The organism is Pelagibius sp. Alg239-R121, assembly GCF_947331435.1.
Taxonomy (GTDB): Bacteria; Pseudomonadota; Alphaproteobacteria; order Kiloniellales; family Kiloniellaceae; genus Denitrobaculum.
Genome location: NZ_CAMZOF010000001.1, coordinates 1309125 through 1329777 on the forward strand (window position 1 = coordinate 1309125; position 20653 = coordinate 1329777).

21 protein-coding genes are annotated in these 20653 nt (G+C 58.3%); 10 read left to right on the forward strand and 11 right to left on the reverse strand.

Annotation, left to right across the window (positions count from 1 at the left end; translation table 11 throughout):
• Window positions 1–46 precede the first annotated feature (46 nt).
• From QMZ18_RS05860 to QMZ18_RS05885, 6 genes are all read right to left on the reverse strand, one after another.
• Window positions 47–1462 (reverse strand): M20 family metallopeptidase, encoded by a 1416-nt coding sequence (locus QMZ18_RS05860; RefSeq protein WP_282605288.1) that lies wholly within the window; start codon window positions 1460–1462, stop codon window positions 47–49.
• Entirely contained in the window at window positions 1459–2442 is a 984-nt protein-coding gene (locus QMZ18_RS05865; RefSeq protein WP_282605289.1) for an ABC transporter ATP-binding protein, read from the reverse strand. Before QMZ18_RS05865 ends, QMZ18_RS05860 begins: the two co-directional genes overlap by 4 nt.
• Entirely contained in the window at window positions 2439–3452 is a 1014-nt protein-coding gene (locus QMZ18_RS05870; protein ID WP_282605290.1) for an ABC transporter ATP-binding protein, read from the reverse strand. The genes QMZ18_RS05865 and QMZ18_RS05870 overlap by 4 nt, the downstream gene beginning before the upstream one ends.
• A gap of 11 nt (window positions 3453–3463) precedes the next feature.
• Complete coding sequence (locus QMZ18_RS05875) at window positions 3464–4405, reverse strand: ABC transporter permease (protein WP_282605291.1); 942 nt, start codon at window positions 4403–4405, stop codon at window positions 3464–3466.
• A gap of 1 nt (window position 4406) precedes the next feature.
• Window positions 4407–5324 (reverse strand): ABC transporter permease, encoded by a 918-nt coding sequence (locus QMZ18_RS05880; RefSeq protein WP_282605292.1) that lies wholly within the window; start codon window positions 5322–5324, stop codon window positions 4407–4409.
• A 119-nt stretch (window positions 5325–5443) separates the two neighbouring features.
• Complete coding sequence (locus QMZ18_RS05885; RefSeq protein WP_282605293.1) at window positions 5444–6994, reverse strand: ABC transporter substrate-binding protein; 1551 nt, start codon at window positions 6992–6994, stop codon at window positions 5444–5446.
• A gap of 276 nt (window positions 6995–7270) precedes the next feature.
• On the opposite strand from QMZ18_RS05885, the gene QMZ18_RS05890 reads away from it, so the two are divergent.
• Both QMZ18_RS05890 and QMZ18_RS05895 read left to right on the forward strand, forming a co-directional pair.
• The gene (locus QMZ18_RS05890; protein ID WP_282605294.1) at window positions 7271–8080 is read left to right on the forward strand and encodes an IclR family transcriptional regulator; all 810 of its coding nucleotides are present in this window, start codon (window positions 7271–7273) and stop codon (window positions 8078–8080) included.
• A 50-nt stretch (window positions 8081–8130) separates the two neighbouring features.
• A complete protein-coding gene (locus QMZ18_RS05895; protein ID WP_282605295.1) occupies window positions 8131–9147 on the forward strand; it encodes an adenosine deaminase in 1017 nt (338 codons plus the stop codon).
• Between the two features lie 27 nt (window positions 9148–9174).
• Here QMZ18_RS05895 and QMZ18_RS05900 read toward each other — a convergent pair whose 3' ends face one another.
• The 3 genes from QMZ18_RS05900 to QMZ18_RS05910 form a co-directional block, all read right to left on the reverse strand.
• The gene (locus tag QMZ18_RS05900) at window positions 9175–9498 is read right to left on the reverse strand and encodes a DUF1992 domain-containing protein (RefSeq protein ID WP_282605296.1); all 324 of its coding nucleotides are present in this window, start codon (window positions 9496–9498) and stop codon (window positions 9175–9177) included.
• An 87-nt stretch (window positions 9499–9585) separates the two neighbouring features.
• Window positions 9586–9921 carry a hypothetical protein gene (locus tag QMZ18_RS05905; protein ID WP_282605297.1) on the reverse strand — a complete coding sequence of 112 codons (336 nt, stop codon included), beginning with the start codon at window positions 9919–9921 and terminating at the stop codon, window positions 9586–9588.
• Between the two features lie 59 nt (window positions 9922–9980).
• Window positions 9981–10733, reverse strand: a complete 753-nt coding sequence (locus QMZ18_RS05910) for a GntR family transcriptional regulator (protein ID WP_282605298.1) — start codon at window positions 10731–10733, stop codon at window positions 9981–9983.
• A gap of 295 nt (window positions 10734–11028) precedes the next feature.
• On the opposite strand from QMZ18_RS05910, the gene QMZ18_RS05915 reads away from it, so the two are divergent.
• From QMZ18_RS05915 to QMZ18_RS05945, 7 genes are all read left to right on the forward strand, one after another.
• On the forward strand, window positions 11029–12237 hold the full coding sequence (locus QMZ18_RS05915; protein ID WP_282605299.1) for an ABC transporter substrate-binding protein: 1209 nt from the start codon (window positions 11029–11031) through the stop codon (window positions 12235–12237).
• Window positions 12238–12562: 325 nt separating this feature from the next.
• Complete coding sequence (locus QMZ18_RS05920) at window positions 12563–13426, forward strand: branched-chain amino acid ABC transporter permease (protein WP_282605300.1); 864 nt, start codon at window positions 12563–12565, stop codon at window positions 13424–13426.
• Between the two features lie 4 nt (window positions 13427–13430).
• The gene (locus QMZ18_RS05925; protein WP_282605301.1) at window positions 13431–14468 is read left to right on the forward strand and encodes a branched-chain amino acid ABC transporter permease; all 1038 of its coding nucleotides are present in this window, start codon (window positions 13431–13433) and stop codon (window positions 14466–14468) included.
• 4 nt (window positions 14469–14472) lie between these two features.
• Window positions 14473–15249, forward strand: a complete 777-nt coding sequence (locus QMZ18_RS05930; protein ID WP_322097139.1) for an ABC transporter ATP-binding protein — start codon at window positions 14473–14475, stop codon at window positions 15247–15249.
• A gap of 3 nt (window positions 15250–15252) precedes the next feature.
• On the forward strand, window positions 15253–15969 hold the full coding sequence (locus tag QMZ18_RS05935) for an ABC transporter ATP-binding protein (protein WP_282605302.1): 717 nt from the start codon (window positions 15253–15255) through the stop codon (window positions 15967–15969).
• A gap of 54 nt (window positions 15970–16023) precedes the next feature.
• Window positions 16024–16797, forward strand: a complete 774-nt coding sequence (locus QMZ18_RS05940; RefSeq protein WP_322097140.1) for an aspartate/glutamate racemase family protein — start codon at window positions 16024–16026, stop codon at window positions 16795–16797.
• Between the two features lie 217 nt (window positions 16798–17014).
• Complete coding sequence (locus QMZ18_RS05945; protein WP_282605303.1) at window positions 17015–17566, forward strand: 2'-5' RNA ligase family protein; 552 nt, start codon at window positions 17015–17017, stop codon at window positions 17564–17566.
• On the opposite strand, the gene QMZ18_RS05950 is transcribed toward QMZ18_RS05945, so the two are convergent.
• The gene (locus QMZ18_RS05950; RefSeq protein ID WP_282605304.1) at window positions 17558–18454 is read right to left on the reverse strand and encodes a LysR family transcriptional regulator; all 897 of its coding nucleotides are present in this window, start codon (window positions 18452–18454) and stop codon (window positions 17558–17560) included. The two genes, QMZ18_RS05945 and QMZ18_RS05950, sit on opposite strands and share 9 nt — an antisense overlap.
• A gap of 104 nt (window positions 18455–18558) precedes the next feature.
• On the opposite strand from QMZ18_RS05950, the gene speB reads away from it, so the two are divergent.
• Entirely contained in the window at window positions 18559–19527 is a 969-nt protein-coding gene (gene speB / locus QMZ18_RS05955) for an agmatinase (protein ID WP_282605305.1), read from the forward strand.
• Between the two features lie 170 nt (window positions 19528–19697).
• Here speB and QMZ18_RS05960 read toward each other — a convergent pair whose 3' ends face one another.
• Window positions 19698–20651 (reverse strand): dihydrodipicolinate synthase family protein, encoded by a 954-nt coding sequence (locus QMZ18_RS05960; RefSeq protein WP_282605306.1) that lies wholly within the window; start codon window positions 20649–20651, stop codon window positions 19698–19700.
• Window positions 20652–20653: the final 2 nt, after the last annotated feature.

A 20653-nucleotide genomic window follows, 5' to 3' on the forward strand; every position in this document is an offset into this window, starting at 1 on the left:
TTGTCATTCTTATCCATGGAGAAGAAAAAGCGCGTTTTAGTGCGATTCACGCTGCTTTGGGTGTGCCGCCTTCACCGAGATCCCAATAGAGTCCGGCCATAACGGGCAAAGCGGTTCGGGTGATCGACATCAGGATGTGTTCGTTGGGCGCATGCTGCGAGCAGGCGCCGTAGGAGTGGGGAATCCAGATGGCGGGCAGACCCAGCAGGTCGGTAAATAGGTCATTGCAGATCGATCCGCCCATGCTGGGAATGACGGCCGGAGCTTCACCCATCGAGCGTTCCATGGACTGGCGGGTCCAAAGCACCCAGGGGTGGTCTGGTTCGGTCCGCGACGCCCCGAAACCACCGGAGTTGGCTTCGGGCGGCCCGTTGACCTTCACCTGATCGAAGCCATGAGCGTCGAGATGCCGTCGCAAGGCCGGAAGAATTTGGCTGGTGTCCGTGCCGGCAAAATACCGCAGCTGGCAATGGGCGCGGGCGCGCGGCGGTATGGCATTTACCGGATTTGCCGGATTGCCCGAAGTCATGGCGAGTACGGCGAAGGAATTGGAGCTGTAAACCCGCTCTGCCGAGGTCAAACCGGGCTGACCCCAGTCGGGGTCGATCTCCGGAGCGTCCGGACCCGCATCGATGGTCACGTCCTTCAGGGCTTCCTTGACTGCGGGCGGGGTCGGTGGCGGCATCCATTCCGGGATGCGGATTTCGCCCTTCGGACCGACGATCGACGCCAGGGCATGGGCCAGGATGGTCGAAGGGTCGGCAATCAGTCCGCCCCAGTTGCCCGAATGATGGGCGCCCTCGCGCAGGTCGATCTCCAGGTCGAAGTTCTCCGCGCCACGGGCGCCCAGGGTGAGCGTCGGCCGGTCGGCGCGGGCGCGCGGCCCGTCGGAGGCAATGAAGACATCGGCTCTGAAGTCGTCCAGATTTGCTTCCATAAGCTCGCGAAGTCCGACGGACCCGGCTTCCTCGCCCATCTCGATCATGAATTTGGCGTTGAAGCCGAGCTTACCGCGCTCTTCGAGGACGGCGCGGATGGCGGCGATGTTGATGGTGTGCTGCGCCTTGTTGTCGGCGGTGCCGCGGCCGTAAAGCTTATCGCCGTCATGGGCGATCTCCCAGGGCCCCCTTCCTTTGGTCCACTGCTGTTCCAGACCGCGGATGACGTCGCCGTGGCCGTAGCCCAGCACGGTGGGGAGTCCTTCGTTTTCGAAGCGCGTGGCGAGCAGGACAGGACCGAGTCCCTCGATTGGGTTCTCATACTTACGGCAAGAGAAGCCCATGGCCTCGAAGGTGGGGGTCATTTCCGCGTCCACGTAGCGATGCAGCTCCGGCAGAGACTCGCGTTTCTGGCTCTCCGTGCGGATCGCGACGCGCCGCTGCAGCTCCGTTTCGAAGCTGCCGTCGTCGAGATAGCCCAAAACCCGTGCAATCGCGGCTTCACGTCCGTTGGCAGCGGTCATGACGTCATCCTCATCTTTCCTTGATCATCCTCATACAAGTTACATTCGACATGTCCGCTCTCGGTTGGGATCGGACGTGGGGCCTGCTGCTTACACTGCGGCATCATCTTCGCGCAGCGGGGGTGAAAGCTGCAGCCGGTCGGCATATCCAATGGATTCGGGTAGGCGGCGCCGAGATGGGTATCGGGAACCCCGAGACTGGGGTCGGGGGTCAGCACAGATCCCAGAAGGGCTTCGGTGTAGGGGTGTTGCGGGTTGTTGAAGACTGTCTCAGCGTCACCCTCTTCTACGATCCGGCCCAGGTACATGACCGCGATGCGTGTTGCCATGTGTTCGACGACCGCCAGGTTGTGACTGATCATCAGGTAGGTCAGCCCCAGTTCCTGGCGCAGGTCCTGCAACAGATTGAGGATCTGTGACTGGACCGAGACATCCAAGGCCGAGGTGGGTTCGTCGCAGATGACAACCCGCGGCCGGTTGATCAGCGCCCGGGCGATGGCTACGCGCTGACGTTGACCACCGGAAAGCTGGCTGGGAAAGTTGTTGTAGACCCGGCGGGGCAGACCGACCAGTTCCATGATCTCTTCAGCGCGCTGGCGCCAGGTTGAAGGGTCCTTGTCGCCCTGAACCTGCAGCGGCAGGGTGATGATGCTGCCAATCGACTTGCGCGGATTGAGCGAAGAGTAAGGATCCTGAAAGATCGGCTGAACGATGCGTGCGATCTCCAGATGACTGAGCGATCCCAGGGGCTGGCCGTCCAATTCGAGTGTGCCGTTGGTCGGCGGCAAAAGGCCCAGCAGCATCTTGGCCAGCGTGGTCTTGCCGCAACCGGATTCTCCCACCAGTGCCAAGACCTCGCCGCGCTGCAGTTTCAGGTTCACGCCGTTAACCGCATGCAACGGCCGCTTGCCGCGCATGAAGCCGGAGGAGATCATGAAAGTGCGCGTGATATCGCGGGCTTCGAGAACGACATCGCTCATGCCACGCCCTCCTGCGAGATTTTTTGCGTATCTTCGTTGTCGGCTCGGAGGCAGCGGATGGAGCGGTTCGTGTCCCTATGGTCGAAGAGCGGAACGGCGCCGGCAAGGCAGTGATCGTCCACCAGCGGGCAGCGGCTGGCGAAATGACACCCCGGCATCTGACCGACCAGGGACGGCACGATGCCCGGAATGGCACCAAGATGGGCGCCACGCTGGGTCTTGCCCGGAATGGGAATGCAGTCAAGCAAGCCGCGGGTGTAGGGATGCAGCGGTTCGGTGAAGATTTGCGCCGCGCTGCCGGTCTCGACGATCTGCCCGGCGTACATGACTGCGATCCGGTCCGCGATCCGCGCCACCACACCCAGGTCGTGGGTGATCAGGATCAGGCCCATGTTGAACTCGCGCTGCAGCTCGGCGAGCAGGTGCAGGATCTGCGCCTGGATGGTCACATCGAGCGCCGTGGTCGGTTCGTCGGCGATAATCAGATCGGGGCCGCACATCAGCGCCATGGCGATCATCACCCGCTGGCGCAGACCGCCGGAAAGCTGGTGCGGGTACTGACCCAGACGGCTGGCCGCGGCTGTGATCCCAACCTTCTCCAACAGAAAGACCGCCCGGTCTTTGGCCTCACCGCGCGACACCTTCCGATGGCGGCGCAGCGCCTCCGTCAATTGATCGCCGATGGTATAGGCCGGATTGAGCGAGGTCATGGGTTCCTGGAAGATCATGCTCATCCGGTTGCCGCGAATATCCGACATGCGGCGTTCGCTGATGCCGAAGATACTCTCATCGGCCAGTTCCAGACGCGCGGCCTGCCGGATCGCCTTTTTCGGCAGCAGATCCATGATAGCCAGCGAGGTCAGCGATTTACCGCAGCCTGACTCACCGACAATGCAGAGAGTCTCACCGCGATCGACATGGATGGAGATATCCTGCACTGCGTGCAGGATGCCCGAAGGGACCGGGATGTCGATCGTCAGGTTCTCGACTTCGAGGATTCTTTCCGTCATTTCAGCTCTCCTCAGTTCCGGTTCTCAGGGGCGGTCACGTCGCGCATGCCGTCGCCGAGAAGGTTGATGGAGAGCACCAGCGCAAAGAGCGCCACGCCCGGGATGGTGATCAACCAGGCATCGAAGAACAGCATGCCCTTGGCTTCTGCGATCATCAGGCCCCAGCTCGGATCCGGCGGCTGCACGCCCAAACCCAGGAAGGAGAGGGCGGCTTCCAGCAGGATCGCGTGCGCCATTTCGATAGTGGCGATCACGATCAGGTGGTTGGCCACATTCGGCATGATTTCCGACAGGATGATGTGCCGGGTCGAACAGCCGAGGGATTGCGCTGCCGCCACGAAGTCCAGGCCGCGCACCTGCTGCGTCGCACTGCGCATGACCACGGCGAAACGATCCCAGATCAACAGCCCCAGGACCCAGATCACCACGGTGAGCGAAGAGCCGATCAGGCTGACCACCGCCAGCGCGACCAGAACCACCGGCAGGGAAAGGCGCGTGGTGATGATGAAGTTCACCACCATATCCACCTTGCCGCCGAAGTAGCCCGCCAGAACACCGAGCGTGGTGCCGATCAGACCGGAGATCATCATGGCGGCGAAGCCAATCAGCAGAGAAATGCGGGCGCCATAGAATATACGGGTCATATAGTCCCGGCCCAGCAGATCTGTCCCCAGTGGGTGATCCCAGGTGACCTTGGCCGACTCGTGCCAGACCGGCGGGATGAGTTTGCGCGAAAGATCCTGGTCGTAGGGATCGCCGGGTGAAATCACCGGTGCGAGTATGGCCATAAGCAAGATGATCAGCAGCACGCCGCCACCGATCACCAGACCCGTGTGACCGAAGATGCGCTTGCGCATTAGCGACCCCGGTGAGGGCTCGAGGATATCGTCGAGGCCGCTGCTCAAGATCGAGCCGCCCTGAGATGCGCCGGAGGATTTCGTAACGTCCGTCATGTCACGACACCCTAATGCGTGGATCGAGGAAGCCGTTCAGCAGATCGGCCAGGAAAGTCAGCAGGATGTAGATGATGCTCAAGACCAGCACGATCGCCTGCATCATGGGCACGTCCGCGCGCAGGATCGATTCCCAAACGAGGAACCCGAGGCCGTTGATGGCGAAGATGGTCTCGATCACGATCGAACCGCCGAGCATGAAACCAAATTGCACTGCGGAGAGGGAGACCACCGGGATGATGGCGTTGCGAAGGGCGTGCTTGAACAGCACCGTCATGGGGCGCAGGCCCTTGGCGCGGGCTGTGCGAATGTAATCGGAGGAAAGCACCTCCAGCATACCGGCGCGAGTCAGACGCATGACAGCCGGCGTCACATAGTATCCAAGCGCGATCGAAGGCATGACGAAGTGCTGCCAACTGGCCGTGCCGGATATGGGTAGCAGACGCCAGTTGAGGCCGAACCAGAGCATCAGCGTCAGGGCAAACCAGAAGCTCGGCATGGCCTGGCCGATCATGGCGACCGTCAGGGCAAAGCGGTCGATCATCGAGTTGGGCCGGATCGCAGCAACCACGCCCAAAGGAATCGAGAGGATCAGTGCGAAGGCGAGGGCGCAGGCGCCCAGCAGCATCGTGGTCGGCAGACGCTCAAACACGACACTGGCCACGTCGGCTTTCAGATAGTTCGAGTGACCGAGGTTACCTTGCAGGGCGCGGACCAGCCAGTCACCGTATTGAACAACGATCGGCCGTTCAAAGCCGTAGACTCGGCGCACATTCTCGATGTCCTGCTCGCTCGCGCCTTCGCCGGCCAGGGCCAGAGCAGGATCGCCGGAGAGGTAGACCATCGAAAAGGACAGGATCGATACGGTCAGGGCCACCAGAACTGCAACGCCCAGCCGTTTCAACGCAAAATGGATCATGGTCTTTCACTGTTCGTAATCACGTCGTGACCGCGGCGACGTATCTTTGGCCGCACGCTCGGGGATAACGAATGATCCGGCCCAACTCCCTGTCGGGCCGGATCGTCAGTTGCGGCGAATCAGTTCCAGGTGGCGGTGTAGAACCGCGGGATCTCATCCGACGTTGCCTTGAAGTTCAGATCCTTCGAAAAGGCATAGTACTTGGCATAGGTGAACATCGGCAGCCAGTAAGCCTCGCTGGCGATGCGCTCGAACGCCTGGGTGTAATAGAGCTTCCGGGTATCCGGTTCGACCGAGTTGTCGGCGACATCCAGAAGTTCTTTGGTCTTCGGATCCTTTGCGGGATCTTCCGGACCGTGGGTGAAGAAGTGGCTGACGATCGCCGAGACGTCGGGAATCGAATAGGAACCCCAGGTCATGTGGTTGATCGGGGTCTCGCCTCTACGCACGATGTCGCGCAACGCCCGATACTGCATGAAGTGAAGATTGGCTTTCACGCCAACCTTGGCCAGATCACCGATCACCGCTTCGGTGAATTCGCGCTGCCGGTAGGCGTAGATATCGAACTCGAAGCCGTCCGGATAGCCCGCTTCCGCCAGCAGTGACTTGGCTTTCGCCGGATCGTAGTCATATTTGGTGACGTTCTGATCGCAGCCGAACTGGTCCGGATGGCAGGCGGAGTGGATCACTTCCGACGCCGGGCCGACCAGGTTCTTGGCGATGGATTCACGGTTGATCGCGTGCGAAACAGCCTGGCGCACCTTCTTGTTGGTGAAGACGTCCGTTCCCGAATCCCCGTCGACATCGAAGGCCATGTAGGAAACCCGGAAGGTTTTGGCGTTTTCGATCGTGACGGTCGGCGCGCTCTCCATGCGTTCGGCCTGATCTTTGGGCACGTCCCAGATCCAGTCCAGCCCGCCGGTCATCAGCTCAGCAATCTGCGTGTTCATTTCGGTCAGAGTGCGAAAACGCATCTTGCCGATTTGCGGTTTACCCTTGGTGCTGCCGGAGAAGTAGTTTTCGTTCTTCTCCATCAGCACGTATTCGCCGGCCTTGACGTCGGTCACCTTGTAGGGGCCGGTGCCGACCGGTTTGACCGCACCGTAGTCGGGCTTGCCCTCTGCCAGGATCGGCGCGTTGTCGTAGTGTCCCGACGGCAGGATGAAAACGGCGTTCGACAGATAGGCGAAGGCCGGTGGGAAGGGTTTGTGCAGATTGATCCGCACTTTGTGAGAGGCAAGTTTTTCTGCGTTCTTGATCCAGCTCACGTTCCGGAAGGTCAGGACGCCGTTGTCCTTGTTGGACACGTGATTGAGCGTATAGACCACGTCATCTGCGTCAAAGGCGCTGCCGTCGTGAAAGACCACATCGTCGCGCAGCTCGAGCTCGATGGCTGTATCGCCGGCCCAGGCCCAGCTCGTGGCCAGCAACGGCTTGATTTCGCCGCTGTCCAGGTCGCGCAGCACCAAACCGTCCCAGCCCATGTGCCCCATGATGACCAGTTCGCGGGTGTTGTTGTAGTAGGGATCGACAACGGCGATTTCGCGGTTGGTCGACCAGTTGAGTGTGTCGTCGGCCTTACCGGCTTCCACCGGCGCGCCCCAGGTTAACCCGACGGCCAATCCGGCCGTCACGGCGACTGTCGCCAGCCTATGCAATTTCGTTTTCACGGACCCATTACTCCCTGTTCTTCGGTTCTCCGAACAAAGGTGGCTCACGCTTCGGTTTGGTTTTCGCTCCGAAAGACCGTGACCACCCGTTAGAACATCTTGCCGGGATCAGGGCTGTTGTTTGCCCCGTTTCGCTTGGCACCTCCCCGGCGCACTTCGTATTTTCTTGGCCAAGCGCATTAGAAGTATTATTATTCAATACAACGTATTATTAATTGATAGCGTATCCGCCCTGCAGAAAGGCGTCAAGCGTCCCCCGGCTATGACCAAGGACATATGACCAAAGACCCATCGGCTAAAAACGGGCCTACGCGCTCGGACACTCTTTTCGTCTCTTCTCTGGAGAAGGGATTTCGGGTGCTGGGTGTCTTTCGCACCGCCCAGCGGGATTTGGGTTTGCGGGACCTAAGCCTCACTGAGATTGCGAAACTTGCTGAACTGGATAAAAGCGCCGCGCAACGCTTCACCAATACGCTGGTCGAGCTCGGATATCTGGCGAAAAATCCACGCACGCGGCGTTACAGCCCGGCCATCGGCCTCGCGGATTTTTACTATTCCTACGTCCTGAGCAACCGGATCGCCGAGATCGCCATGCCGCGGATGATTGAGGCCAGTAAGAAGTTCGGAACCACGGTCAACCTGTGTGAACTCTCCGGCAGCGACCTTGTCTACACCATCCGGATCCCGCACGAACGGGCGCGTTTTGAGGCGACGATTCCCGGCCGCCGTGTCCCGGCCTTCTGTGCCGCGGGCGGCATCGTCATCCTGGCCAATCGCCCCACCGAGGAGCGGGAGTTGATTCTGCAGACCTCCAATTACCGCTCCTTCACCGATCACACCGTGACCGATTCGAAGGCCGTGCAGAAGCGCCTGGAGACGGCCCGTAGCAACGGCTACGACATCGGCGTCAGCCAGATCATCCTTCACGAGGTCAGCACCGCGGCACCGGTCTTCAACAGTGAAGGCCGCGCTGTCGCCGCCCTTCAGATCCCCGTGTACATGCCACTCTGGGATCTGGAGTCCACCAGGGAAAAAATCGTTCCCTTAGCCATCGAAACAGCGCGGGCGATTTCCTATTCGCTTTGAGTCATAATCGTGTTTCTTGTAAGCCCTGGCAGGAACGAGTGGATCGAGAAATGAGTGAACTCAAGACCTTCATCGAAGATCTGCCGAAGGCTGAACTGCATGTTCATGTCGAGGGCACGCTGGAGCCGGAATTGAAGTTCGCGCTCGCCGAACGCAACGGGATCGCGCTGCCTTACACGTCTGTGGAAGAGATGCGTGCTGCTTACGCCTTCGACGATCTGCCGTCGTTTTTGAAGGTCTATTATGAGGGGATGAGCGTCCTGCTGACCGAGCAGGACTTTTTCGATCTGACCTACGCCTATCTCGAAAAGGCGCGCTCCCAGAACATCCTCTACGCGGAAATGTTTTTCGATCCGCAGGCGCACACCAGCCGGGGCATCGCGTTCGATACCGCTATCAAGGGCATCCGCAGGGCGCAGTTGGAGGCGGAGCAGGAACTTGCCATCCGCTCTCAGTTGATCATGTGTTTTCTGCGCGACATGAGTGCGGAATCCGCGATGGAGACGCTTGAGCAGTCGTTGCCGTACCGGGACTGGATCGTGGGCGTTGGCCTGGATTCCGACGAAAAGGGCAATCCGCCGCTCAAGTTCAAGGAGGTCTTTGCCAGAGCGAGATCCGAAGGTTACCGCCTGACGATGCATTGCGACGTCGATCAGGACAACTCCGTGCAGCACATCTGGCAGACGCTGAACGACATCGGGGTCGACCGTATCGATCACGGAGTCAATGCTCTGGAGGATGATGCGCTTTGCGCGGAGATAAAACGCCGCGGTCTTGCGTTGACCGTCTGTCCTATTTCCAACAGCTACGTGACCGACGGCCTGAAAGCAGGGCAGGTGAAGCAGATGCTGGAGGAAGGCATGCGGGTGACGGTCAATTCGGACGACCCCGCTTATTTCCCCGGGTACATGGCGGAAAATCTGCTCGCCACACAAAAGGCGGCCAAGCTGTCAAAGGTGCAAATCCTGCAGCTTTCGATCAATGCTTTTGAGGGCAGTTGGCTGCCGGAAAACGACAAAAACGGTTATATCGAACAATTGAGCGAATTCGCCGACGCTGCGCCATAAGCGTTACTCCTGTAGGAGCACCACTCCTCACTGTCTGTTAAAGCTGCGTCTGGCTTCTTCCTGAATCGCCAAGCGCATCTGCAGATCGGCCAGTTTCGCCATGGCAGCCTTACGCTCCTGCGGGTCGGTCAGGCTCTGCAGGATATTGAATTGCGCCTCGACTGCTTTGCGCAGTTTGATCTCTTCCGGGATCGCACCCGCGCCGGCCATGATTTTGAAGCCGATCGATTCGAGGGAATCTCCCGTGTCGGTGCGCGGCGGAAGCGGTTCTCCTTCACCTTCGAGGTTGTCCAACTCGCCTCTCAACTGCGCCTGTTTAATCTGCTGTTCCGCAATCTTGTCGAGCTTCACCGGAGGCTTCCTCTGTTGTCAGAGCCTAAACTTTATCGACCCGAAGGGGGTGATTAGGGTTGCGTTTAATGAAGGTGTCAACTTCCCTCAACCGCTCCGGGAGAGGTTCTGAGCGGGATAAGACCGGTAACTGAAAAACCGGAAACCAGCCAGCCAGAGTGGTTTGACTTTTTCCCACTGCTCTGCGTCGTTGGCCTTCGGTGCCTTGAACGACCGGCCCATATCGTGGAGTTTTCGTGCACATTGCGGGCAGGTGGCTTCAGCCTCTGAATAGGCCTGCTTAAAGCTCTTGCGGCAGTTGAAACAGGCATGCGCCATGCAGTAGGACCCGTGAGGCCTCTTAAGCGGTATTTCGGGAAGCTGTCTGTTTCCGACTTCCCACCGAAGCTCCATTCGCCTGCTTTTTTCGATTTTTGTTGTCATCGTGCCGCGACTCTATCCGAAGTCGATGGCATCGACAATCCGAACGAGAATAAGCCTGCTCAGCTCCCGAAGATATCCTTGATATTTACCTTGCCTGAATGGCTGCCGGTTAATTCCAGTTCTTCTTCGATGTGGCTGAGGTGGCGCATCATCATCTCTGCCGCCGCATTGCCGTCTCCGGCGCGGATGGCATCCAGCAGCTCGCTGTGTTCGTGATCGGAGCAGTTGGGAATACCCGGAGCGCCGAACAGCCCGATGATCAGCGAGGTTCGCATCACCAGTTCCTTGACGTAGCGTTCCAGCACCGGATTGTCGCCGAGGGCGGCAAGCTTTACATGAAATTCGCCGGACAGGCGGATTGCGTCTCGGCGGTTGCGCTGGTGGTGGGCCTTGTGTTCCTCGGCCATGTGTTTTTCAAGCGTCGCAAGTTCGGCAGGGGTCACGCGCTCGACCGCATTGCGGATGATCACCGGCTCGATGGTGCGGCGCGCTTCGAAAATGCTGCGGGCTTCCGACGCACTGGGTTTGGAGATGTAGGCGCCGCGGTTGGAATGCAGTTGCACGATCTCCCGGCTGGCGAGGACCAGCAGCACGCGCCGGATACGCATACGGCTGGCGCCGAAGGTTTCGCTTAAGGTGGCTTCGGACAGCTTGGTGCCGGGCGGCAGGCGCTGCTCCATCACCGCAGCGTAGATCCGCTCGATGATTTCTGCTTCTGAAGCTTTTGCGTCACCATTCGGGCGCAGGTCTTCTACCGACGCAGACTTTGCGTCGTCTCGATCTGCTGTTCCGGATTTGCGTGCTGCTGTCATTCTTTCCCTGACCGATTAGGTTCTGGCGGAATTTTGCCGGCTTTGTCGTGAACGATCTTCTTACGGGATGACCCCTTAAGGTCAAGCGAAGATTGTTAACAATGTGCTTCAAATCAGATTTTAAAATCCCTTTCCAAGCCGCGTATCAGCGCAGGAATTCATTATACGTGGTTGTTATTTGTTCATCAAATAAATTAAGATTGTTGACAATATTATAGGAAAGATGTTCACTTTATTCGTGAAGACACACAAAAAGATGTCCACGATGGGTTATTCCACATTCTGGGAGGAAGTTATGATTATTCGGCGCGCAGCGCTAAAAATGACTGCAATCGCGGCGGTATCCGCGCTTGCTCTCACCGCAGGCAGTGGCTTTTCCGCGATGGCTGCGAACAAGGAACTGAAAATCGGCGTGCTGGGCGTGATGAGCGGCCCCGCTGCATCCTGGGGTCTGGTCAATCGCTATTGCGCTGAAACCACGGCCAACATGATCAATGCGGCTGGCGGCATCGATATCGGTGGCGAGACTTACGACATCAAGATCGTGTCAATCGACGATCGCAACGATCCTAAGGTTGCCGTGACTGGTGCCGAACGGCTGGTTTACGAAGAAAAGGTCAAATACATCATCGGCCCGAACATCGACACCACGGCGGCGGCGATCGTACCTGTGGTCGAAAAAGCCGGCGCAGTGCACTTTCCCTACGCCTTCTCCAAGGATCTCTATACACCGCCGCGCGGAAACTCTGTGCTCGGCATGATCGCGTCCTACCAGGCCGGACCGGTGATCTACAAACACCTGATGGACAACAACGGCGTCAAGAAAGTCGCTTTTGTGGCTCGTAATGAATCCGATTCGATTAATCAGCGCACAGAAGGTGTCGAGGCCGCGAAGAAGTTAGGCCTCGAAGTCGTTGCCGACAGCGATACCTACGAAGCCGGAACCACCGACTTTTTCCCTGTCATGTCACGTCTGGTCGGTTTGAGCCCGGATCTGATCGTGCTGTCCGGCGTTGCCCCTTCCGATGCTCCTTTAATGCTGAAGTCCGCACGCGAACTGGGTTACACCGGCTTGATGAGCACGGAAACGGCGCAGGACGCTACGATCCTGGCTGAAGTTGCCGGCGATGCGGCGGAAGGCTTTATCTCAGTTGGTGGCGCCAGCACGGAAAGTATCCGCACCGATGAGATGAACAAGTTTATCGACGCCTACAAAGAGCACGTCGGTGAATGGAATGATGAGGCGGGAACGAAGGTCTACGCGCTGGAGATTATCCTTCGGACCATGCAGGCCAATCCGGACTCGATCAATGACGTCGAGAAGTTCAAGGCTGCGATGGCCACTTTCTCGATGAAAAACCCCTACGTGAAGGGTGACAGCACACTGCAGTACGTCGGCTCGTCCTTCTTCGGTCAAAAGCGGCAGATTTCAGTGCCGATGGTCGTGAACGTCTATAAGGGCGGCAACTTCGAGACCATGTTTGTGGGTGCAGTCGACGGTTGAACGTCAACCTGCGTAGAGCGCGATCGCTCTTGATCAAATCAGTCAAGAGCGTGCATCGCACTCCAACCTGAAAAAAGAGAGGCTGATACGTTTATCTTTGATCCAAAGAAAAACGACCAGACTCTAGGGAAGGCTGACGGTTCTCCCTGGTTCCGCCAGTCTTCCCAACTTTTTCTTCATTGTATTTTAAGTCAACCGACCGCGTAGAGTAGCGAGGTCGGAGCGCAGAGGGTTTTGCTTTGTACCTTTGTTTCCCACAGAACATCTCTACAGGCGGAGAGGCCGCAGGCAGCCGTCTTTGCCGCGATACCGCGAGGCTTCGGTAATGACCGAACAAGTCATCGTAAACGGCATCTACTCCGGCGTTCAGTACGCGCTGATTGCCTTGGGGCTCACCCTGATTTTTGCCCTGATGAACGTCCTCAACTTTGCGCATGGCCAGATGTATGTTCTGGGCGCATTTGTCACCTATTACGTCTACGGTGTCCTTGGTTTGCCTTTCTGGCTTGCCTTGGTCGCGACCGCTCTGACACTGGGTATTGTGGGTGTCCTGTTCGAGAAATTTCTGTTCAGGCCGGTATTGCGACGAAGTAGCAGGGAGGAGAGCTCTATGCTGCTGGCTGCAGGCACGGCTCTGCTGCTGGAGAGCCTCATCCTGATTGTCTTCGGGGAAAAACACCGTGGTGTTCCCTCGGTCGTATCCGGCGTGATCAAGATCGGCGACGCGTATCTGCCCATGGGGCGCCTGCTCGTCATCGTCCTCTCGGCGATCCTGATCGGCGGCTTTATTCTCTTCATGCAGTACACCAAGCCCGGCCGTGCGCTCAGGGCTCTGGCGCAGGATCGCGAAGCGGCCCAGTTGCAAGGTGTCGACGTCGGCACCTATTCCATGATCGGTTTCGCCATGGGGGCAATGTTGGCCGGCATGGCCGGTGCCATGCTGGTTGCGATTTCCGGCGTGAATTCCGGTCTCGGCACCTGGATCTCCATCAAGGCTTTTATTATGGTCATGATCGGCGGCGCAGGCGTGGTATCGGGTGCGATCGTCGGCGGGCTCATATTGGGCATGATCGAGAGCATCGGCTACCAGATGCTTCCGGGCGGCGAAACTTACCTCTTCATTTTCATCGGATTGATCATCTTTCTGGCCATCAGACCGCATGGCCTGATGGGTAAGCCCTGGGGTTGATGGCATGATGAAAACAACGACTTCGAAACTCGCCGTCCTGGGTATCGCCCTGGTCGTCGTGCTGGTGATCCTGCCGCTGATCTTTTCCGGCAAACTCTACTACATGGGCGTGCTGACCACGGCGATGGCCCTGAGCATCGCCGCTGCCGGTGTCTGGCTGACCTTCTACATCGGCCGGATCAATATCGGACAGGGTGCCTTCGCCCTGATCGGCGGATATGCCTGTGCCATCCTGATCATGAAGGCAGAGATGTCTTTCTGGATTGCCATGCCGCTCGCCGGTGTGTTCTCGGCCATTATCGGCGTGCTGATCGGCTATCCCATCCTGCGCCTGCGCGGAGTTTACTTTGCCATGATCACCCTCAGCCTGACCGAGACGGCCCGACTCTCGGCGCAGTCGCTTTCTTCGTTGACCGGTGGCGCCAAGGGGATCATCAACATTCCTTTGCCGGGTGCTTTGGAGATTTTCGGGTTCACCCTGATTCCGGATTTCTCGACCATCGATTCGCACCTCGCATTCTACTATCTGGCGGCTGTTCTTTTGATCGCGACTTACGCCGCCATGTACCGGCTGGTGAACAGCCGGATCGGCTGGCTGTTCCGGTCCCTGCAGCAGAACGAGGATCTGGCATCCTCCATCGGTGTGAACATCGCCATGCTCCGCGTGATCGCCTTTGCCATCTCATCGTTCCTTGCGGGCATCGGCGGTGCGTTCTTCGTTGCCGTGCAGCAGAGCGTTTATCCCAACACCTTCCAGGTCCAGGATTCGGTCTATTTCATGCTCTACTGTTTTCTTGGTGGGCTGGGCTACGTCTTTGGGCCGATCGTCGGTACTTTTGTCCTCTTCCTGAGTTTCGAGGGTCTGCAAGGTCTGAACGAGTATCAGCCGCTGGTCTATTCGGTTCTGATGATCGCCTTGATGCTGTGGTTGCCCAACGGTTTGCTCAGTCTCGGTGAGGGACGCCGGGATAAAGCGGCAAGATCAGCCGCCAGTGCCAAAGATGCCAATGTCGCGGATTCCGATGCGAAAGCGAAGGGCTGACATCATGTCAATTCTTGAAGTCAGACAACTCACCAAGCGCTTCGGTGGCCTTGCCGCGGTGAACGAAGTCAGCTTCAACGTTGAGGCGGGCGAAATTCTCAGCATCATCGGCCCAAACGGTGCGGGCAAGAGCACGTTGTTCAAATTGATCAGTTCATTTTTGCGGGCCACCTCGGGCGAAGTGATTTATGAGGGCGAGAACATCGTCTCCAAGGCGCCGCACATCGTTGCCCGAAAGGGAGTTGTGCGGACCTTTCAGGAGACCACGATCTTCAAGGAGATGACGGCCCTCGACAATGTGGTCATCGCCCATCATCTGCGCAGCCGGGCGTCGCTAGCCGGGTTCTACTGGGCCAGCCGCACTGCCAAGGAAGATGAAGCGCAGTTCCGGGAGAGTGCTGAAGAAATCCTCAACTACCTTGGGATCGGGCACGTTGGGAACGAGATTGCCCGCAATCTGCCGCACGGCTATCTGCGCGCGCTCGGCATGGCGATCGGGCTTGCCGCCCAGCCCAAGCTGTTGTTGTTCGACGAACCCTTCGCGGGCATGAACCACGAGGAGACTCAACAGGCCGTCAAACAGGTCTACGGTATTCGCGACCGTGGTTTGACGGTGCTGCTGGTCGAACACGACATGCCAGCGGTCATGAAAATCTCAGACCGGATCGTGGTGCTGAACTTCGGCCAGAAGATCGCCGAGGGAACGCCCACGGAAATCCAGGACAACGAACAGGTGATCGAGGCCTATCTCGGCCGCGAAGACGAAGAGATAGGATTATAGGTCATGCAGCTTGAAGCCACAGAGATACACGTCAATTACGACCATGTCCGTGCGGTCACAGGTGTTTCGCTCTCGGTCGGCGAGGGGGAAACGGTTGCGCTGATCGGAGCCAATGGAGCGGGCAAGACCACGATGTTGCGGGCGATCACCGGATTGACCCGGCCCGACAGCGGCGAGATCCGTTACGAGGGACATCGTCTCGATACCATGGCGCCGAATGACATCGTGCGCGCTGGGATCGCCATGGTGCCCGAGGGCCGGCGCGTCTTTCCCTACATGTCGGTCAAGGACAACCTGCTGATCGGTGCTTTTGCGCGGACCGACAAGAACGGGGTGAATGCGACACTGGAGATGGTGCTCGGCCGCTTCCCGCGTCTTAAGGAGCGCTACTCTCAGGCGGCCGGGACTATGAGTGGCGGGGAGCAGCAGATGCTGGTGATCGGCCGTGCCCTTATGGCCAAGCCGAAACTGCTGCTGCTCGACGAGCCGTCGCTGGGGATTGCTCCGAAACTGGTGCAGGACATTGCCCGCTCGATCGTCGCCATCAACCGGGATGAAAAGGTGAGTGTTCTGCTGGTCGAGCAGAATTCGCGCATGGCTCTCAGGATTTCCCACCGGGCTTACGCCCTGGCCACAGGCGCGGTCGCACTCGAGGGAGCATCAAAGGAGTTGCTGCAGGATGATCGGGTTAAGCGCCTTTATCTGGGTGGCGAATTGTAACTGGCGTTGTGGAGCTGAGTTTCAGCCTCGGAGCGCTGCATATTTGAATCTCACGTGGTTCAGTCTCCAAATTTTACCGCGCAGGATGCGGTGCAATTCGGGACCATCACATTGGTATCAGGCTTTATAATGCGTATTCTTGTGGTCAACCCGAACTCAACCGCGTCGATGACAAAAAAAATCGGCGAATGCGCGGCGGACTTCGCGTCGGCGGGGACGGAGATCAAAGTGGTCAACCCGGCGGAAGCGCCTGTCAGTATTGAAGGTTACTATGACGAGGCGATGTGTCTGAGCGGTTTGCTCGGTGAAATCCGTAAAGGCGAGGCCCAAGGCTACGACGGATTTGTGATCGCCTGTTTCGATGATACCGGGCTCGGGGCCTGCCGCGAGGTCGCCAGTGGTCCGGTTCTCGGGATCTGTGAAGCGGGGATGCATGCGGCCTCCATGATCTCGACCGGCTTTTCTGTGGTGACGACCTTGCCGCGTTCGGTGCCGATTATCGAGGACCTTGCCTTACTGTATGGGATGGATCGGCGTTGCCGGAAGGTGCGGGCTGCAGATATCCCTGTATTGGCGCTGGAAGATGCCAATGGGAATGCCCGGGAGCTGGTGCGTGCTGAGGTGCTGCGGGCCGTAGAAGAGGATGGCAGCGAGGCGATCCTGCTAGGCTGCGCCGGCATGGCGGATCTGACCAACTGGTTGACCAGGGAAACCGGTGTTCCCGTGATCGATGGCGTGGTCGCCGCTGTTCGCATGATCGAAGCCCTGGTGGGTGCCGGCTTGAAGACAAGTAAAGTCGGAGGCTATGCTTCCCCCCGCAGCAAATGAACGCCTACCCCTGAAGTACGACCGGCTAAGGCCAGAGCACGCCGGACTCCAAATGGCCGGCCGTGTTATGCGGCACTGGCGGGAAAAAATCAGCCCGCCTGCGTAACGCCTTCGCGCTAAAGCAGTTTCATCTGTAACGGTTTCGGTGTTAGAGAAAACACGAGCTGGTCTCTTTGGAAACCGGCTCGAACCCGTTGAATTGATCTGGGAGCGCGGCGTGTTGCAAGCGAAGGCCGGTGCCGGCAGCTACACCCTGTGGCTGCTGCCCTGCAAGGAAGACGAAGCCTGGCTGCGCAGTGTCATTGTGGAGCTGTCGGCTGAGTTGGGCACCGAAGCCTTTGACCCGCATGTCACGATCCTGGGAGGATTGTCTGGAATTGACGATTCTACAGAGGCTGGCATCCAGCGCATAGCGGATGACCATTCCGCTATCACTGCGCAGGTTGATGAGATCGGATTTCTGCCTGAGGTCTTTCGGGCGTTTTTCCTCAGTTTGGGCGGCCAACCCGCTCTGACGTCTCTGTTTAACCAATCCAAGACTTTGGAGTCGATTTACTCGCGGCCGGAATTTACGCCCCATGTCTCACTGGTGTACGGTGAACCTGATCTCACCGTGAAGCAGGCTCTCAAGCTGCGCCTTCAAGATATGGTTTCCGGCCGTTCACTCCGGTTCGACCGCCTTGGTTATGCCTATTCCGGCAAGGGGGTCCCGATACCGGAGTGGCGCATCGATCATTTTTTCCGGTTGGCCCGACAGCCATCAACATAAAGTCGCCTGCAATTCCTTGATGAAGGCTCTCAAGATCGCCGGTTGAGGATCGTTCTTGCGGGTCACAATGAAGAATGTCGAGGTCATCGGGGAACCGGGATGCACGATCTCCCGAAAAGGATCGTTCTTGCCCCAGGCCTGCACGTAGTGCTCGGGTAGAAAGCCGATGAAGCGTCCGCTACGGATGAGGATGGCTTGTGCCTCCATGTTCGAAACAAAGGCCGCCGCCCGCTTAGCCCCGACAGCGGCAATATCCTGGCCTGTCAGGTACTTCCGCGCGGCAAAGAGGGCTGTTGCGATGTCCGCCGGATGCAGGGTTTCGTCGGACTGTTCGAAAAAGGGATGGCTGGCGCCACAGTAAAGCCGGTGCGTTTCTTCACGCAGTTTCTGGTAGTTCAGACTCTCCAGCCGGTTAGAGAAGGGCGCCAACAGCACCTGGATTTCGCGCTTCAGCAAACGTGTTTGCAGGGCCTGCGGCCCTTCGATCTCCAACTCCAGCTTTACATCAGGCGCCTTGGCACAAAATCCTTCGATGGCAAGGTGCAGAGGGAAGTCGTCGTTGGTGATGGTGTTGTCGACGAGGCCGACGCGCAAGGTTCCCGCGAGGCGGCCGCGGAGTTGCTGTATATCGACGTCGAAAGATTCAAGTTCGGTGAAGAGCGTCAGTGACCTCTCGAAGAGTGCCTGTCCTTCGTCTGTCAGATAGAATCCGGCCCGCCCCCTTCGGCAAAGACTGAAGCCCAGGCGTTCCTCCAATGTCTTGATGTGCCCGCTGATCGTTGATTGGCTGATGTTCAAGACGGCCTGTGCGCCGACGAAGCCTTCACATTCGGCTACGGTGCGGAAAACCCGCAACAGTTTCAGGTCGAGGTCCTGGAGGCGCGGCATGGTTCATTACATCGGATTATCAGATGTAAACATTATATGTTCTGTATTTTTCGATGTAAAATTTGAGCTATGATCGTACGCTATCAGGATCAGGAGGCAGATTGATGTCAGAACACGGTTATGAAAAGGGGCGCCTTAACCTGCCCTTTGTCGGTCACTGTACCTTCGGTAAGCAGCCTGCCTGCCTGGAATGGGACAAGATCGATGCCGACGTTGCCATCCTCGGTGCGCCTTTCGATATGGGGACCCAGTACCGTGCCGGCGCGCGCTTTGGCCCGCGGTCGATCCGGGAGGCTTCGACCCTCTTTTCCTTCGGCCACGGTGGTGCCTACGATTTTGAGGACGATGTTACCTATCTGCCGGTCGACAAGGTCCGGGTGGTCGATGTCGGTGATGCGGACATTATTCATACCGATACCAACAGCAGCCACGACAATATCGAGACAGGTGTTCGCGCAATCCTAAAGTCAGGTGCGCTGCCGGTGGTGCTCGGTGGTGATCATTCGGTGCATATTCCCTGCATCCGCGCCTTCGACGATCAACCGCCCGTGCACATTATCCATATCGACGCGCATCTGGATTTTGTCGATGAGCGTCATGGCGTGCGCTACGGCCACGGCAATCCCTTGCGCCGCGCTTCTGAAATGAGTCACGTAACCGGCTTTACCCAGATGGGGATCCGCAACGTCTCTTCATCGAACCGGGAAGATTACGAGGCTGCACGCAACGCAGGCTCAGACATTCTCTCGGTGCGCGACGTCCGCAGATTGGGCACCGAGGGTGTGCTGGCCCGCATTCCTGAAGGAGTGCGCTACTATGCGACCGTCGACGTTGACGGTTTCGATCCCTCGATCGCGCCGGGCACCGGCACGCCGAGCCACGGCGGATTCCTCTACTACGAAGTTCTGGAGATCTTTCAGGGACTGGCGAAACGCGGGGATTTCGTCGGCATCGACTTCGTCGAGGTCGCGCCCGACTACGATCACAGCGGTTCTACAGCCTTTCTGGCGGCGCAGTTCCTGATGAATGTGCTGGGTTTCATCTTCCACGAGCGGCATCAGCGCGAAGGCTGAAGGTCTGATAGTTTCGTTTGAAACTATTTTGGAATTTGAAGCGCGCTCTAGGGCCTTTTATGCTTTGACGACTCCGGTCCACTCCGTCTCCCGGTCTCCCCCATGATACTGCCGTTGGGAGGTCGGAAGGGAGAGTGAGCCCCGGCCGAACCGACGTGAGTCGAAACCCTTTAGAGTTTCAGTCCGCAGCTCTCGAATGCCGTCTTCGTGACCGCTTTCTCCTCCTCGGTCAGTTGCAGCATGGGGCGGCGCACAGGTCCGCCTGCCTGACCCAGGAGCTCCTGCCAGTACTTTTGGTGCGCCTGCGGCTTGCCGCCGGGACGGGTGCCCTTCAGGGCTTTGCGCACCGGCTCCAGGCTGTCACGGACCTCGCGCGCTTTTTCGATTTCGCCACGCATCGCCAGTTCGGTGTATTCGCGCATGCGCTGGTCGTTCCTGGTCTGAAGCAGATAGGGTGGCGAGGAGCAGAGATAAAGCCGCCAGCCCAGTTCGACGATGTTATCGAACCATTCGTCTTCCGAGGCCGTGCTGACCAGAATCCTGTCCCCGGCCAGACGCGTCAGTTCGGCATACATTTCCCGCGGTACGCTGTATTTGATGGCGACGATGTTGGGCAGTCCGGCAATGCGCGCGCAGAGTTCCGGCGACATCAGGTAACCGCTGTCGGGATGACTCCACATGGCGATGCCGATATCGACCTGATCGCAGATGTAACGGTAGTACTCGTAGAGAGTTTCGTCCCGGTCGTTGACGAAGTGCAGGACCGGAGCATGCACGACAATAGAATCGGCGCCGACATCCTGGGCGTGTTTTGCCAGTTCTATCACCGTATCCATGTTTTGATCCGAGCACGACATGATGGTTCCGGCCTTGCCCGCCGTTTCCTCGACGGCGATCTCGAAATTGCGCTTGCGCTCGGCGAGGGACATGGAAAAGAACTCGCCCTGCTTACCGGCGATGAACAGGCCTTCGATGCCCAGATCATCGATCCAATGGCGGATGTTGCTGCGCAAACCTGCTTCGTTGAGAGAGAAGTCATCGTTGAAAGGATTGAGGGCGGCGGCCCAGATGCCTTTCATGTTTTCCCGAATGTAGTCCTTGGCGTCCAGCTTGCTGTATTTCATCT

Bases quoted from the DNA above. Each gene is read 5' to 3' on its own strand.
- QMZ18_RS05860 (WP_282605288.1), bottom strand. From the start codon at position 1,462: ATGACCGCTGCCAACGGACGTGAAGCCGCGATTGCACGGGTTTTGGGC.
- QMZ18_RS05865 (WP_282605289.1), bottom strand. From the start codon at position 2,442: ATGAGCGATGTCGTTCTCGAAGCCCGCGATATCACGCGCACTTTCATG.
- QMZ18_RS05870 (WP_282605290.1), bottom strand. From the start codon at position 3,452: ATGACGGAAAGAATCCTCGAAGTCGAGAACCTGACGATCGACATCCCG.
- QMZ18_RS05875 (WP_282605291.1), bottom strand. From the start codon at position 4,405: ATGACGGACGTTACGAAATCCTCCGGCGCATCTCAGGGCGGCTCGATC.
- QMZ18_RS05880 (WP_282605292.1), bottom strand. From the start codon at position 5,324: ATGATCCATTTTGCGTTGAAACGGCTGGGCGTTGCAGTTCTGGTGGCC.
- QMZ18_RS05890 (WP_282605294.1), top strand. From the start codon at position 7,271: ATGACCAAAGACCCATCGGCTAAAAACGGGCCTACGCGCTCGGACACT.
- QMZ18_RS05895 (WP_282605295.1), top strand. From the start codon at position 8,131: ATGAGTGAACTCAAGACCTTCATCGAAGATCTGCCGAAGGCTGAACTG.
- QMZ18_RS05905 (WP_282605297.1), bottom strand. From the start codon at position 9,921: ATGACAACAAAAATCGAAAAAAGCAGGCGAATGGAGCTTCGGTGGGAA.
- QMZ18_RS05910 (WP_282605298.1), bottom strand. From the start codon at position 10,733: ATGACAGCAGCACGCAAATCCGGAACAGCAGATCGAGACGACGCAAAG.
- QMZ18_RS05915 (WP_282605299.1), top strand. From the start codon at position 11,029: ATGATTATTCGGCGCGCAGCGCTAAAAATGACTGCAATCGCGGCGGTA.
- QMZ18_RS05920 (WP_282605300.1), top strand. From the start codon at position 12,563: ATGACCGAACAAGTCATCGTAAACGGCATCTACTCCGGCGTTCAGTAC.
- QMZ18_RS05925 (WP_282605301.1), top strand. From the start codon at position 13,431: ATGATGAAAACAACGACTTCGAAACTCGCCGTCCTGGGTATCGCCCTG.
- QMZ18_RS05930 (WP_322097139.1), top strand. From the start codon at position 14,473: ATGTCAATTCTTGAAGTCAGACAACTCACCAAGCGCTTCGGTGGCCTT.
- QMZ18_RS05935 (WP_282605302.1), top strand. From the start codon at position 15,253: ATGCAGCTTGAAGCCACAGAGATACACGTCAATTACGACCATGTCCGT.
- QMZ18_RS05950 (WP_282605304.1), bottom strand. From the start codon at position 18,454: ATGCCGCGCCTCCAGGACCTCGACCTGAAACTGTTGCGGGTTTTCCGC.
- speB (WP_282605305.1), top strand. From the start codon at position 18,559: ATGTCAGAACACGGTTATGAAAAGGGGCGCCTTAACCTGCCCTTTGTC.
- QMZ18_RS05960 (WP_282605306.1), bottom strand. From the start codon at position 20,651: ATGAAATACAGCAAGCTGGACGCCAAGGACTACATTCGGGAAAACATG.